We start from the raw sequence: 14,252 nt of genomic DNA, 5'->3' as shown, positions 1-14,252 counted from the left end.
CCTGCTCGCCGCCCTGCTCTGCCCCGGCATTGTCACCGCCACCGGCTGCACCCTGCCCGCCACGCTCGACCAGCGCCAGAATTCCGGCCGCTGGACCCTGCAGCCCCAGGCCAGAAAACCGACGCCGGTTAAATGGCGCCACCAATGGGGTCAGAGCCCGTGCCGACCAACGGTCGGCACCCACCATCAGCAGCAGGTTCCAACAGATCGCGGCCACCTGTCTAAGGCGGGGTGGGTCCGGTTGCGGGGGCGTGAGCGCCATGGATGGCGCGACCGAGCCTCCATGGACGGATTTACGGCGTCCCGCGTAACCGGACCCACCCCGCCACCCCACGGATAGCCCGATTTTGACGTTGATGTTGACGTGGCGTCGGCGGGTGCAGGGCGCAGCCCTGCCAGCACCCCCAACCCTCACTTCACTGAATCGAAAACCGGTTTCGGCACGGCACTTGCACTGGCTACAGCAGACAACCCCATCCCTGTTTCTGGAACCGTTGCAGATGTCCCACTCCGTCACTTCGATCCTTTCGCAGATCCGCTCCTATCAGACCCAGATGGGACAGCCGGCGCTCAACCCGCTGGGCGAAACGCCTCGCAGCAACGCCCTGACGGGCACGGTGCTGGATGCACCGCAGGCCCAGCCGGCCAGCTTCACCGAAACCCTGCGTGGTGCGATTGCCGGCGTCAACGATGCGCAACAGAAATCCGGCGCCCTCGCCAAGGCCTTCGAAATGGGCGACCCCAGCGCCGACCTCGCCAAGGTGATGGTCGCCTCGCAGCAGTCCCAGATCGCCTTCCGCGCCACCGTGGAAGTCCGCAACCGTCTCGTCCAGGCTTACCAGGACGTGATGAACATGCCGCTGTAAGGAATAGAGACGCATGGCACTGACGCTCTCCAAGGACAGCCTGAACGCCGAAAAGGCCGGGCAATGGTTCGACCGCCTGCAGAGCCTGCAGATCACCCGTCGGCTGGGCCTGATGGCGATGATCGCGGTGGCGGTGGCGGCAGGCCTGTCCGTGTTCTTCTGGTCGCAGAAGCCGGGCATGGTCCCGCTGTACACCGGCCTGGACCAGAAGGCGACCGCTGAAGCGACCGACCTGCTGCGCGCCGCGCAGATTCCGTTCGCACTCGACCCGGCCACCGGTGGCATCACCGTGCCTGAAAAGAACCTGCACGATGCCCGCCTGAAGCTGGCCGGCTCGGGCCTGACCGATAGCGGCAAGCTCGGCTTCGAGCTCATGGAACGCGACCCGGGCTTCGGCGTCAGCCAGTTCGTGGAAAGCGCGCGTTACCAGCATGCGCTGGAAACCGAGCTGTCGCGCACCATCAACACGCTGCGCCCGGTGCGCGATTCGCGCGTGCACCTGGCCATTCCCAAGCCCAGCGCCTTCACCCGCCAGCGCGACGTAGCCAGTGCCTCGGTCACCCTGGAACTGCGCGGTGGCCAGCAGCTGGAACGCAGCCAGGTGGATGCCATCGTGCACATGGTTGCGGCCAGCATCCCGGATCTCGCGCCGGAGCGGGTGACCGTGGTCGACCAGAGTGGGCGCATGCTCAGCATCACCGACCCGAACAGCGAAGCGGCGGTCAACGCTGCCCAGTTCGAGCAGGTGCGCCGCCAGGAAACCTCGTTCAACCAGCGCATCCGCGAGCTGCTGGAACCGATGACCGGCCCTGGCCGGGTCAACCCGGAAGTGAGCGTGGACATGGATTTCTCGGTGACCGAGGAGGCCCGCGAGCTCTACAACGGTGAGCCGCAGAAGCTGCGCAGCGAGCAGATGAGCGAGAACACCACCAGCACCCCTGGCCCGCAGGGTGTGCCGGGTGCCACCAGCAACAGCCCGCCGGGCCAGCAGGCTGCACCGGCCACCGCGCAGACGCCGACCGAAAGCAGCAAGAACGCCACCCGCAACTACGAGCTGGACCGCACCCTGCAGCACACCCGCCAGCCGGCAGGCCGCATCAAGCGCGTCTCGGTGGCGGTGCTGGTGGACAACGTGCCGCGCGCCGGCGCCAACGGCAAGATGAGCCCGCAGCCGCTGTCGGCCGCCGAACTGACCCGCGTCGAAGCGCTGGTCAAGCAGGCCGTCGGCTTCAACGCCGAGCGTGGCGATACCGTGTCGGTGATGAATGCCCCGTTCGTGCGGGATACCACGCCGGTCGAAGGGCCGGCCTGGTGGGAACTGCCGTGGGTGCACGATGCCGGCCGCATGCTGCTCGGCGCGGTGGTGGTGCTGGCGCTGCTGTTCGGTGTGCTGCGCCCGGCACTGCGTGCGATCACCGGCCAGAACAGGAAGAACGACGAACCGGCACTGGAACCGCATACCGCGGATGTGCAGCTGGTCGATGACGATGGCATGCCGCTGCCGGCGCTGGGCGCCGACCGGGCCAGCCTGGCCGGACCAGACGCACTGGCCCTGCCGGTGGATTCTTATGAGGAACGACTGCGGATGGCGCGTGAAGCCGTGAAGACCGACTCCAAGCGCGTGGCCCAGGTGGTCAAGGGCTGGGTGGCCAATGACTGAGGCACAACTGACCGGCGTACAGCGCGCGGCCGTGCTGCTGCTGTCCCTGGGCGAGCTGGATGCGGCCGAAGTGCTGCGCCACATGGAACCCAAGGAAGTGCAGAAGATCGGCATCGCCATGGCCACCATGACCGACATCACCCGCGAGCAGGTGGAACGGGTGATGGACCAGTTCGGCCAGGAGCTGGGCTCGAAGACCTCGCTGGGCGTGGGCTCTGACGACTACATCCGCAACATGCTGGTGCAGGCGCTGGGCAGCGAGAAGGCCGGCAACCTGATCGACCGCATCCTGCTCGGCCGCAACACCACCGGCCTGGACGCGCTGAAGTGGATGGACCCGCGTGCGGTGGCCGACCTGGTGCGCAACGAGCACCCGCAGATCATCGCCATCGTGATGGCGCACCTGGAGACCGACCAGGCCGCCGACGCGCTGAAGCTGCTGCCGGACCGTACCCGCGTGGACGTGCTGCTGCGCATCGCCACCCTCGACGGCATTCCGCCGAACGCGCTCAATGAACTCAACGAGATCATGGAGCGCCAGTTCGCCGGCAACCAGAACCTGAAATCGTCCAACATCGGCGGCGTGCAGTGCGCGGCCAACATCCTGAACTTCATGGACAGCGGCCAGGACCAGGCGATCCTGGGCGAAATCGCCCGCATCGATGCGCCGTTGAGCAACCGCATCCAGGACCTGATGTTCGTGTTCGACGATCTGGTCGACCTGGATGACCGCGAAATGCAGCTGGTGCTGCGCGAAGTGAGCGGCGAGCGCCTGGGCCTGGCCCTGCGCGGTGCCGACATCAAGGTGCGCGACAAGATCACCCGCAACATGTCGCAGCGCGCGGCCGAAATCCTGCTGGAAGACATGGAAGCCCGTGGCCCGGTGCGCCTGTCCGACGTGGAAGGCGCACAGCGCGAGATCCTGGCCATCGTCAAGCGCATGGCCGATGAAGGCACCGTCACCATCGGTGGCAGCGCGGAGGCCATGCTGTGAGCAACGTCGTGCGCTGGCTTGCCCCGGACCTGCTGGCCCAGCCCGAACCGGTGCTGGAGCAGGAGGATGCGTTCGAACTCACCGAGCCGGACCCGGAACACGAGCCGGAGCCGCCGCTGCAGCTGCCGACCCTGGAGGAGATCCAGGCCATCCAGGACAGCGCCGAGAAGGAAGGCTTCCAGCACGGCCATGCCGAAGGTTACGGCCAGGGCCAGGCCGAAGTGCGTCGCCTCGCCGCGCAGATCGAAGGCATCCTCGACAACTTCAGCCGCCCCCTGGTGCGGCTGGAGAACGAAGTGGTCGGCGCACTGGGCGAACTGGCGGTACGCATCGCCGGTGCGCTGGTCGGCCGCGCCTACGAAGCTGACCCGGCACTGCTGGCACAGCTGGTCGGTGAGGCCATCGACGCGGTGGGTGGCAGCACCCGCGAGGTCGAAGTGCGACTGCACCCCGACGACATCGCCGCCCTCGCCCCGCTGTTGAGCCTGCCGCCACAACAGCGCCTGGTGCCAGACACCAGCCTCAGCCGCGGCGATCTTCGCGTGCACGCCGAAGCCGTGCGCATCGACGGCACCCTGGAAGCCCGCCTGCGCGGCGCGCTGGACGCGGTGATCCGCCAGACCGGAGCCAATGCATGAACCCCGATCCGCAGCCGACGCCGCCACCGGCCGACTGGGCCATGGCCCGCAACCTGCGCCTGGCCCGTCGCCTCGATGGACTGCGCGTGGATACCGCCCATGGCCGTGGCCTGATCCGCGAAGGCGTGCTGCGCCGCGCGGTCGGACTGACCCTGGAAGCCGTCGGCTGCGAGGCGCCGCTGGGGGCCAGCTGCAAGGTGGAAGTGGTCGACGGCGGCTGGGTCGATGCCGAAGTGGTCGGCTTCGCCGGCGAGCGCACTTACCTGATGCCCAGTGCCGAGCTGCATGGCCTGTTGCCCAACGCCCGCGTGGTGCCATCGGCGCGCCGCGGTGGCGTGGAAGTGGGCGAAGGCCTGCTTGGCCGCGTCATCGACAGCGATGGCGTGCCGCTGGACGGCAAGGGCCCGATCCGCGCCGAAGGCCATGTCGGCATGGCCGGCGTGTCGATCAATCCGCTGGCGCGTGAACCGATCACCCAGCCGCTGGACGTGGGCGTGCGCGCGATCAACGCGCTGCTGCCGATCGGCCGCGGCCAGCGTGTCGGCCTGTTCGCCGGCTCCGGCGTCGGCAAGTCGACCCTGCTGGGCATGATGACCCGCTACACCGCCGCCGACGTGATCGTGGTCGGCCTGATCGGTGAACGTGGCCGCGAAGTGCGCGATTTCGTCGAGACCACGCTGGGCGAGGAAGGCCTGCGCCGCGCCGTGGTAGTGGCCAGTCCCGCCGACCGGCCGCCGCTGGCGCGCCTGCACGGCGCCTACCGCGCTACCGCCATCGCCGAATGGTTCCGCGACCAGGGACTGAACGTGCTGCTGCTGATGGACTCGCTGACCCGCTTTGCCCAGGCACAGCGCGAGATCGGCCTGTCGGTGGGCGAGCCGCCGACCACCCGCGGCTACCCGCCGTCGGTGTTCGCCAAGCTGCCGGCACTGGTCGAACGCGCCGGCAATGGCGCCAAGGGCCGTGGCTCGATCACTGCGTTCTACACGGTGCTGACCGAGGGCGATGATCCGCAGGACCCGATCGCCGATGCGGCGCGCGCGATCCTCGACGGCCACATCCTGCTCTCGCGGCGCGTGGCCGACAGCGGCCTGTACCCAGCCATCGACGTCGAATCGTCGGTCAGCCGCGTGGTCACGGAAATCGCCGACGAGCCGTGGCGCCTGCGCATCCGCAAATTGAAGCGACTGGTCTCGGCCTACTCGGCCAACCGTGACCTGATCGCCATCGGTGCCTACCAGCGCGGCAATGACGCGGCCACCGACGAAGCCCTGGGGCGCTGGCCGGAAATCATGGAGTTCCTCGGCCAGGACGTTGCCAAGGCCGCAGATCTCCCGCACAGCCAGGCGGCGCTGCAGCGCCTGGTGGAACAAGAGAGTTAAGCCATGAACCAGTCCAAGCGCATTGATCCCCTGCTCAAGCGGGCCCAGGAACACGAGGACGCGGTTGCCCGCGACCTTGCCGAACGCCAGCGCGTGCTCGATACCCATCTATCGCGACTGGACGAACTGCGCCGCTACGCCGAGGAGTACGCCAACGCTCAGATGGCCGCCACCAGCCCGGCGCAGCTGCTGAACCGACGCGCCTTCCTCGACCGGTTGGACAGTGCCGTCGAACAGCAGCAGGCCACGGTCAATGGCAACCGCGAAAAGGTGGAAGCCGAGCGCGCCCGGCTGATCCTGGCCAGCCGTGACAAGGCCGTGCTGGAACAGCTGGCCGCCAGCTACCGCGCGCAGGAAAAAGTGGTGACCGACCGCCGCGACCAGCGCGAGATGGACGATATCGGTGCGCGCCGCGCGCGTCTGGTCCAGGCCGAAGACCAGGACGGCACCGAGCAGGGAGGTCGCTCGTGATGCCCTCCCCACTCGCCGGCAGTGCCAACCCCGCCACGCCGGCCACCAGCAACAGTGCGGCGCGCGCCCCGCGCAGCGAAGGCGGAAAGGACTTCAGCCAGCTGCTGCAGGACGGCGCGCCCTCTGCACCCGGCCCTGCCGGCAGCGCCACCACGCCGTCGCCATCCACGACGAGCCAGCCGTCGACCACTGACAGCAGTGGCCAGGCACCAGGCGAACGCAGCGACGCCGAAGCGGTAACCGCTGAAGCGCCGCCGCCAGCGCCCGTTGCCGTGACCCCGGCTGTACCCGCTACCGACAAGGACAAGCCCGCCGCGACCGAAGACGCCCCTTGGCCGCCGCTCGGTCTGGCCGGCCTGGTGCTGGCGATGCCGACGACCGTGGATGCGGCCGCTGCCCTGCCGACCACCGCTGCACCGTCGCAGGCCAGCGACGGCAGCGCACTGCCCGTTCCCCCTGCCGCGAACCCGGCACTGCCTGCAACTGCCCCAGCAGCGGCCGCCGCAGCGACGGCCGACGGCAAACCGGCGGCGACCAGCGCGGGCGATGCCAGCGCGCTGCCACTGCCGGAGATGATCCTGCCCGGCAAGCGCAGCGAGCGCGGCGAAGGCAGTGACGTGGCCGCCGTTGGCGACCGCGCCAGTGCACCACTGCTGCATGCACCGGCGGGGGCCGCCGTACAGGACCTGAAGGCGGCGCTCGCCACCGGCAACGCGATCTTCAATGGCGAACCCACGCCCAAGCCCGTGCTGGGTGACGACGGCTTCGACCAGGCCATTGGCGCACGCCTGGGCTGGCTGGCCGACCAGAAAATCGGACACGCCCACATCCGCCTGAGCCCGGACGACATGGGCCCGGTCGACGTGCGCCTGCAGTTGAACGGCGACAAGGTGCATGCCAGCTTCAGCAGCCCGCACGTGGACGTGCGACAGGCTCTGGAAAGCAGCCTGCCGCGCCTGCGCGAGCTGCTGGGCGAACAGGGCTTCCAGCTGGCACACGCTGATGTTGGCCACCAGGGCCCGGGGGGCGACGGCAATGCGTCGGGAGCATCTGGCAACGGTGGGACCGCCGGTGACGGAGAACCGTCGCCGGGCGACACCAACGTGTCGTCCGCACAGTTGATCCGCCAGCGCGGGTTGCTGGACGCCTACGCCTGACAGGCGTGCCAACCAAGGTTGGCACCCACCAGGGCAGTGCGGTTGGCACCCACCAGAGTGGGGCGGTTGGCACCCACCAGGGCACCGGGGCAATAGAGCCGCACCGGCCAGTATCGCGTTGGTGGGTGCGGAGCTTGCTCCGCACGGCCCCACCGCCCCCCCCGACGGAATTCCGTCGCACCCCTCTGCCCCGGCTCCGGCACACCCCTTGCATATCCCGGTGAAGCAACCCTCAGGAGCTTCACCCCGTGGCCGCAGCCGCTGACAAAACCAAGAAGACCGCCGAGAAGGACAAGGCCGCCAAGCCGCGCAGTCCGATCCTGATCACCGCACTGGTGGCCGTACTGGCCGCCGCTGCCGCCGGTGGCGGCGTCTGGTTCTTCACCCAGTCCAAGCACGAAGACAAGGCCGCGCAGGCCCCGAAGAAGACCACGACCCCGGCACCGGCCCAGTATTTCGCGCTGGACCCGGCCTTCGTGGTCAACCTCAACGGCCCGGTCGATGGCCCGCGCTACCTGCAGCTGGAAGTGCAGCTGATGACCCGTGACCCGGCTGCGCTGGAAGCTATCAAGACCCATGCACCCGCCATCCGCGCACGCCTGCTGATGCTGTTCTCGCAGGTCAGCCCGGACCAGATCGCCGATGTCGCCGGCAAGCAGAAGCTGCAGGCTGCGTCGCTGGCCGAAGTGCAGAAAGTGCTCAAGGCCGAGACCGGCAGCAATGGTGCCGACGACCTGCTGTTCACCAGCTTCGTGACCCAGTAAGGGCCCACCGATGAATGATCTGTTGTCCCAGGACGAGATCGATGCCCTGCTCCACGGCGTGGACAGTGGCGCGGTCGAAACCGATCCGGAACCGCCGTCAGGCGAAGCGCGCTCGTACGACTTCGCCAGCCAGGACCGCATCATCCGCGGTCGCATGCCAACCCTGGAAATGGTCCACGAGCGTTTCGCGCGCCTGTGGCGGATCGGCCTGTTCAACCTGATCCGCCGCTCGGCCGAGCTGTCGGTGCGCGGCATCGAGCTGATCAAGTTCAACGACTACATGCACTCGCTGTATGTGCCGACCAACCTGAACCTGATCCGCTTCAAGCCGCTGCGCGGTACCGGCCTGATCGTGTTCGAGCCGACCCTGGTGTTCGCCATCGTCGACAACTTCTTCGGTGGCGACGGGCGCTACCCCACCCGCATCGAAGGCCGCGAGTTCACCGCCACCGAAATGCGGGTGATCCACCTGCTGCTGAAGCAGACCTTCGCCGACCTGCGCGAGGCCTGGGCGCCGGTGATGGACGTCGACTTCGAGTACATCAACTCGGAGATCAACCCACACTTCGCCAACATCGTGACGCCACGCGAATACGTCGTGGTGTGCCGCCTGCACGTCGAACTCGATGGCGGCGGTGGCGACATCCACGTCACCCTGCCGTATTCGATGCTGGAGCCGATCCGCGAGCTGCTCGACGCCGGCATCCAGAGCGACCGCAACGACCGCGACGAGAGCTGGGGCAAGACCCTGCGTGAACAGCTCAACATCGCCGAAGTCACCCTGTCCAGCGTACTGGCCAGCAAGCGCATGACCCTGCGTGACCTGACCCAGCTGAAGGTCGGCGACATCCTGCCGATCGAGCTGAGCCCGCAGGTGCCGGTGTGCGTGGAGAACATCCCGGTGTTCACCGGCGAGTTCGGCATCGCCAACGGCATGAACGCCGTGAAGATCACCGCTACCCATCCGCCGGGCACCCGCCCGCGCGTACCCGTCATCCAGGAAGACCCGCAATGAACGATATCGACGCCCTCGAACCCACTCCGGCCCAGTTCAGCAGCCTGCAGGCCGATGAGGCGAACGGCCCGGACCTGAACCTGGACGTGATCCTCGACGTACCGGTGACGCTGTCGCTGGAAGTCGGTCGCGCGCGCCTGCCGATCCGCAACCTGCTGCAGCTCAACCAGGGTTCGGTGGTGGAACTGGAACGTGGTGCCGGCGAGTCGCTGGATGTGTTCGTCAACGGCACCCTGATCGCCCATGGCGAAGTGGTGGTGATCAATGACCGCTTCGGCGTGCGCCTGACCGATGTGGTCAGCCCGAGCGAGCGGATCCGGAGACTGCGTTGAGCCTGCTGGCCTCCACCCTGCTGGCGGTCGGCAAGACCGCCGCTCCGGCCGGCCCGCAGATCGGCCAGCACGCAGCCGCCGCACCGAGCCTGTTCGGCGCGGTGCTGGCGCTGCTGGCAGTGCTGGCGCTGGTCATCGGCCTCGGCTGGCTGCTCAAGCGCCTGCCCGGCAGTGGTTTCCGCCCGGCCGAAGGCATGAAGGTGGTGGCCAGCCTGAGTGTCGGTGCCAAGGAGCGCGTGGTGGTGGTCGAGGTCAACGGCCAGCAGCTGCTGCTGGGCGTCACCGCCGGCGGCATCAACACCCTGCACACCCTGCCCGAACCGCTGCCGCCGCCCGCGCCCGTGCGCGTGCCGGACTTCAAGAATCTTCCGAATTTCGCCCAGCTGCTGCAGCAGCGGCTGCGCAAGGACCCCTGACATGCGTGTCACCCGTACCCGTCTTGCCACCCTGATGCCGTGGCTGCTGATGCTCGCCCTGTGCCTGTTGCCGGCACTGGCCTTCGCTGCACCCGGCGCACCGACCACGCCACTGCCGGACATCAACGTCGGCAAGATCGGAGGTGCGCCGGTCAGCCTGCCGCTACAGACCCTGCTGCTGATGACGGCGATCACCCTGATCCCGTCGATGTTGCTGGTGCTGACCTCGTTCACCCGCATCATCATCGTGCTGGGCCTGCTGCGCCAAGCACTGGGTACCGGGCAGACGCCCTCCAACCAGGTGTTGCTGGGCCTGGCGCTGTTCCTTACCGCAATGATCATGCTGCCGACCTGGGACAAGGCCTGGAGCACCGGCATGGCGCCCTATCTCAATGGCGAGATCGACTTCCAGACTGCCTGGACGCTGACCACCTCGCCATTGCGCGCCTTCATGCTGGCGCAGATCCGCGAGACCGATCTGATGACCTTCGCCGGCATCGCCGGGCACGGCACCTACGCCAGTCCCGATGCGATCCCGTTCCCGGTGCTGGTCGCCTCGTTTGTCACCAGCGAGCTGAAAACCGCTTTCGAGATCGGCTTCCTGATCTTCATCCCGTTCGTGATCATCGACCTGGTCGTGGCCAGCGTGCTGATGTCGATGGGCATGATGATGCTGTCGCCGATGCTGGTGTCGGCACCGTTCAAGATCCTGCTGTTCGTGCTGGTGGATGGCTGGGTGCTGACCGTGGGTACGTTGGCGGCGAGCTTCAATCCGGCGTGATTGAGAGGCAGTCGGGCATGGCTCGACTCTACAGAAGCACAGTCGAGCGCGGCTCGACTCCACACAAGCAGATGGACCCCGAATGTCTCCCGAACTTGCCTTGACCGAACTGCGTGGCGGCCTGATCACCGTGTTGTGGGTGGCCGGCCCGCTGCTGCTCACCGTGCTGGTGGTGGGCGTGGTGGTGGGCGTGGTGCAGGCCGCGACCCAGCTCAACGAACCGACCATCGCCTTCGTTGCCAAGGCGGCGGCACTGACCGCGGTGCTGTTCGCGCTGGGCAGCCTGCTGATCGGCCACCTGGTTGAATTCACCACGCTGCTGTTCCAGCGCATTCCACACCTGATCGGCTAGGACACGCGCCTCGATGGACGCCGCCACCCAGATGGCTGCCGACGGCCTGCAGGCCTTCGGCATGATCGGCACCGTGCTGTGGACCATGCTGCGCATCGGCGCGGTGGCCATGGCCATGCCCATGGTCGGCACCCGTGCGGTGCCGGCACGGATCCGCGTGATCCTGGCCGGTACCCTTGCCATCGCCTTGGCACCGCTGCTACCGCCGGTTCCGGACTGGACCGGCTTTGATGCTGCCACCGTACTGACCATCGCCCGCGAGCTGGCCATCGGCGTGTCCATCGGCTTCCTGCTGCGGCTGGTGTTCGAGGCCGGCGCGATGGCCGGCGAACTGATCGCCCAAGGCACCGGCCTGGCCTTCGCGCAGATGAGCGACCCGCTTCGTGGCGGCACCTCCGGCGTGATCGGGCAGTGGTTCTACCTGCTGTTCGGCCTGCTGTTCTTCACTGCCAACGGCCATCTGGCGCTGATCTCGCTGGTGGTGGACAGCTACCGGGCGCTGCCGATCGGCGCCCCGCTGCCGGACCCGCACGCCTTCTTCAGCATCGCTCCGACCTTCCTGCTGACCGTGCTGCGCGGCGCACTGACCCTGGCCATTCCACTGACCGTGGCGATGCTGGCGGTGAACCTGGCCTTCGGCGTGCTGGCGCGTGCCGCCCCGGCACTGAATCCGATCCAGCTGGGCCTGCCGGTCTCACTGTTGCTGGGCCTGTTCCTGCTGGCCCTGCTGGCCGGGGAAATGGGCCCGCCGGTCCAGCGCCTGTTCGATGCCGCCTTCCAGGCTGCGGACGCGGTCACACACTGACCCGATCATCACGTTTTGCTGCTTGCCCTTCCCCCGGGTCTGCGCGCTAGAGTGAATGCGCGGCAACCGGGGGGATGCCGCACGTGGCCGCCGCCCTGCGTCGGCCTGCCTCATGCATGCCCCACCGTGGTTTCCGTCGACAGGCAGGTCCGGGAGACTGACGAATGCTGGTAGGCACGTACAACCCGTGGCTGGTGGCGATCTCGTTGCTGGTTGCCGTGATGGCTTCATACACCGCGCTGGCGATGGCCGGGCGCACGGTCACCGCACCCGGCAAGGGTGCGGCCTGGTGGTGGCGTCTCGGTGGTGGCTTCGCCATGGGCCTAGGCATCTGGTCGATGCACTTCATCGGCATGCTCGCCTTCGACCTGCCCATTCCGCTCGGTTACGACCTGCCGATCACCCTGCTCTCCCTGGCCCTGGCCATCGCCTCATCGGTGTTCGCGCTGTGGCTGGTTTCGCTGCGCACCCTGCCGCACCCACGCCTGGCCGGCGGGGCATTGCTGATGGGTACCGGCATTGCCGGCATGCACTACGTCGGCATGGCGGCGATGCGCATGCAACCCGGCATCGACTATGACCCGGGCTGGCTGCTGTTCTCGCTGATCGTGGCGGTCGCCGCCTCATGGACTGCGTTGTATGTGGCCTTCCGCCTGCGCGCGCAGCGCACCCGTGTCGGCGACCGGCTGGCAGCCGCTGGCCTGCTCGGGCTGGCCATCGTTGGCATGCACTACACCGGCATGGCCGCCGCACGCTTTCCGGAAGGCAGCATCTGCGGCGCGGCGGTCGGCGATGGCCTGCAGAACGAGTGGCTGGCCATGCTGGTAGTGGTGCTGACGGTCGCGATCCTCGCGGTGGTGCTGGTGGTGTCCTGGCTGGACCAGCGGGTGGAGGCGCAGCTGCTGCGGCTGCGCAACTCCATGCTGAGCACCTCGCTGACCGATGCGCAGCAGGAACTGACCCAGGCCGCACTGCATGATCCGCTCACCCGCCTGCCCAACCGCCTGCTGTTGCAGCGCCGCATCGTGCAGGCACTGGCCGAGGCCGAACAGGGCGGCAGCCGCTTCGCGGTGATGTTCATGGACCTGGACGGCTTCAAGCAGGTCAACGATGCCTATGGCCACCAGGCGGGTGACGCATTGCTGGTGGCGGTGGCCGAGCGCACCCGCCAGCTGCTGCGCCCCCATGACATGCTGGCGCGCCTGGGCGGCGATGAGTTCGTGCTGGTGGTGCGCATCGAGCACGATGAGGATCTGCCAACCCTCGCCCGGCGCATCCTGCAGGCGATCGGCAGTGGACCACTGCTGCCGGACAACGAACTGCAGGTAACCGCCAGCATCGGTGTGGCGATCTGCCCCGACCACGCCGCCAGCGAGCGGCAGCTGATGGCCTTTGCCGACGCGGCGATGTACCAGGCCAAGGAATCCGGGCGCAACGCCTTCGTGCTGTTCGCCGACTGGATGAATGACAGCGCCGAACAACAGTTCCGGCTGCTGGCCGACCTGCGCCGGGCCATCGGCAGCGAGCAGCTGTTCCTGCACTACCAGCCCAAGATCCGCGTGGCCACGCAGAAGGTGGCCGGTGCCGAAGCATTGATCCGCTGGCACCACCCGGAGCATGGCCTGATTCCGCCCGATCGGTTCATCCGCCTGGCCGAGCGCAGCGGCGCGATCAACGAGATCGGGCGCTGGGCGCTGGACCAGGCCTGCCTGCAGCTGCGGCGCTGGCACGATGCCGGTCACGAAGGCTGGTCGATGTCGGTGAACCTGTCGCCGGTGCAGTTCAGTTCGCCGCACCTGCTGCAGGATGTGCGCGCGGTGATCGAACGCCACAACATCGCCCCGCGCCACCTGGTGCTGGAAATCACCGAAAGCACGGTGATGCGCGATACCGACACCAGCCTGCGCCTGCTGCAGGCGCTGTCGGCGCTGGGCGTAGGCATCTCCATCGATGACTTCGGCACCGGCTATTCCAGCCTGCTGTACCTGAAGCGGCTGCCGGCTACCGAGATCAAGATCGACCATGCGTTCGTGCGCGACCTGGAACACAGTGCAGAGGACGTGGTGATCGTCTCGGCGATCGTGGCGCTGGGCCATGCGCTGGACATGGACATCGTCGCCGAGGGCGTGGAGACCGCCGCGCAGCGCGCCTACCTGGAGCGCCTGGGCTGCGACTTCCTGCAGGGCTACCTGCTCGGCCGCCCGGTCGATGCGGCGCGCTTCATGCAGCTGCACGACCTGCCCCGGCCGCGGGTCGAACTGGCGCAGAGCCCACCGCCCAGCGACAACGCGCCCCGGTAGCGCCGAGCCTGCGCTCGGCTCCCGCCGGGCACGGCCTGGCGCTACCATTGGTTGGCCTTCGGTAGATCCACGCCACGCGTGGATGCGCCGTTCCACCCTCATCCCAGGAAGCGCCCGTGGCCCTACGCACCCCCCTTGCTGGCCTGTTGCTGGCCCTTGCTGTTGGCCACGCTGCTGCCGCTGATCTGCCGTGGTCATTGCCAGCCGATGCTTCCCCGGCCCAGGTCGACGCTGCCCTGCAGGCCCTTGGCAAGGGCGTGCTGAAGTCGCCCGACCTGACCGATGTACAGCGCGGCCACGCGTTGGTGGCGGCGGGCCA

At 68.0% G+C, this 14,252-nt stretch carries 15 protein-coding genes; all 15 read left to right on the top strand.

The features are described from left to right. Positions 1-500 precede the first annotated feature (500 nt). The 15 genes from fliE to AC5P68_RS17350 all read left to right on the top strand — a co-directional run bounded on the left by fliE (position 501) and on the right by AC5P68_RS17350 (position 13,933). Positions 501-866 (top strand): flagellar hook-basal body complex protein FliE, encoded by a 366-nt coding sequence (gene fliE / locus AC5P68_RS17420; RefSeq protein WP_414498092.1) that lies wholly within the window; start codon positions 501-503, stop codon positions 864-866. 13 nt (positions 867-879) lie between these two features. Next, on the top strand, positions 880-2,526 hold the full coding sequence (gene fliF / locus AC5P68_RS17415) for a flagellar basal-body MS-ring/collar protein FliF (RefSeq protein ID WP_033833132.1): 1,647 nt from the start codon (positions 880-882) through the stop codon (positions 2,524-2,526). A gap of 7 nt (positions 2,527-2,533) precedes the next feature. Then, positions 2,534-3,520 carry a flagellar motor switch protein FliG gene (gene fliG / locus AC5P68_RS17410; protein WP_024958226.1) on the top strand — a complete coding sequence of 329 codons (987 nt, stop codon included), beginning with the start codon at positions 2,534-2,536 and terminating at the stop codon, positions 3,518-3,520. After that, positions 3,517-4,158: a FliH/SctL family protein gene (locus tag AC5P68_RS17405; RefSeq protein WP_005409549.1), complete on the top strand. Its 642-nt coding sequence runs from the start codon at positions 3,517-3,519 to the stop codon at positions 4,156-4,158. Before fliG ends, AC5P68_RS17405 begins: the two co-directional genes overlap by 4 nt. Continuing rightward, complete coding sequence (locus AC5P68_RS17400) at positions 4,155-5,540, top strand: FliI/YscN family ATPase (protein WP_414498091.1); 1,386 nt, start codon at positions 4,155-4,157, stop codon at positions 5,538-5,540. The genes AC5P68_RS17405 and AC5P68_RS17400 overlap by 4 nt, the downstream gene beginning before the upstream one ends. 3 nt (positions 5,541-5,543) lie before the next feature. Continuing rightward, positions 5,544-6,011 carry a flagellar export protein FliJ gene (gene fliJ, locus AC5P68_RS17395; RefSeq protein WP_005413256.1) on the top strand — a complete coding sequence of 156 codons (468 nt, stop codon included), beginning with the start codon at positions 5,544-5,546 and terminating at the stop codon, positions 6,009-6,011. Beyond that, a complete protein-coding gene (locus AC5P68_RS17390; RefSeq protein WP_414498090.1) occupies positions 6,011-7,168 on the top strand; it encodes a flagellar hook-length control protein FliK in 1,158 nt (385 codons plus the stop codon). The genes fliJ and AC5P68_RS17390 overlap by 1 nt, the downstream gene beginning before the upstream one ends. Positions 7,169-7,416: 248 nt before the next feature. After that, positions 7,417-7,932 carry a flagellar basal body-associated FliL family protein gene (locus AC5P68_RS17385; RefSeq protein WP_012480107.1) on the top strand — a complete coding sequence of 172 codons (516 nt, stop codon included), beginning with the start codon at positions 7,417-7,419 and terminating at the stop codon, positions 7,930-7,932. Positions 7,933-7,942: 10 nt separating this feature from the next. After that, positions 7,943-8,947, top strand: a complete 1,005-nt coding sequence (fliM, locus tag AC5P68_RS17380; protein ID WP_005409544.1) for a flagellar motor switch protein FliM — start codon at positions 7,943-7,945, stop codon at positions 8,945-8,947. Beyond that, positions 8,944-9,279 carry a flagellar motor switch protein FliN gene (gene fliN, locus AC5P68_RS17375; RefSeq protein ID WP_005409543.1) on the top strand — a complete coding sequence of 112 codons (336 nt, stop codon included), beginning with the start codon at positions 8,944-8,946 and terminating at the stop codon, positions 9,277-9,279. The genes fliM and fliN overlap by 4 nt, the downstream gene beginning before the upstream one ends. Then, positions 9,276-9,695 carry a flagellar biosynthetic protein FliO gene (fliO, locus tag AC5P68_RS17370; protein WP_005409542.1) on the top strand — a complete coding sequence of 140 codons (420 nt, stop codon included), beginning with the start codon at positions 9,276-9,278 and terminating at the stop codon, positions 9,693-9,695. Before fliN ends, fliO begins: the two co-directional genes overlap by 4 nt. Before the next feature lies 1 nt (position 9,696). Then, positions 9,697-10,476 (top strand): flagellar type III secretion system pore protein FliP, encoded by a 780-nt coding sequence (fliP, locus tag AC5P68_RS17365; RefSeq protein WP_043395553.1) that lies wholly within the window; start codon positions 9,697-9,699, stop codon positions 10,474-10,476. 82 nt (positions 10,477-10,558) lie between these two features. Further along, positions 10,559-10,828 carry a flagellar biosynthetic protein FliQ gene (locus tag AC5P68_RS17360; RefSeq protein WP_005413254.1) on the top strand — a complete coding sequence of 90 codons (270 nt, stop codon included), beginning with the start codon at positions 10,559-10,561 and terminating at the stop codon, positions 10,826-10,828. Positions 10,829-10,841: 13 nt separating this feature from the next. Further along, the gene (gene fliR / locus AC5P68_RS17355; protein WP_005409539.1) at positions 10,842-11,633 is read left to right on the top strand and encodes a flagellar biosynthetic protein FliR; all 792 of its coding nucleotides are present in this window, start codon (positions 10,842-10,844) and stop codon (positions 11,631-11,633) included. A 164-nt stretch (positions 11,634-11,797) separates the two neighbouring features. Then, complete coding sequence (locus tag AC5P68_RS17350; protein ID WP_414498089.1) at positions 11,798-13,933, top strand: putative bifunctional diguanylate cyclase/phosphodiesterase; 2,136 nt, start codon at positions 11,798-11,800, stop codon at positions 13,931-13,933. Positions 13,934-14,252: the final 319 nt, after the last annotated feature.

It is taken from the genome of Stenotrophomonas sp. YJH_SMC_58 (assembly GCF_059369635.1).
Note: the sequence above shows the minus strand (reverse complement) of the source record. Positions and strands in the feature narration are given on the sequence as shown.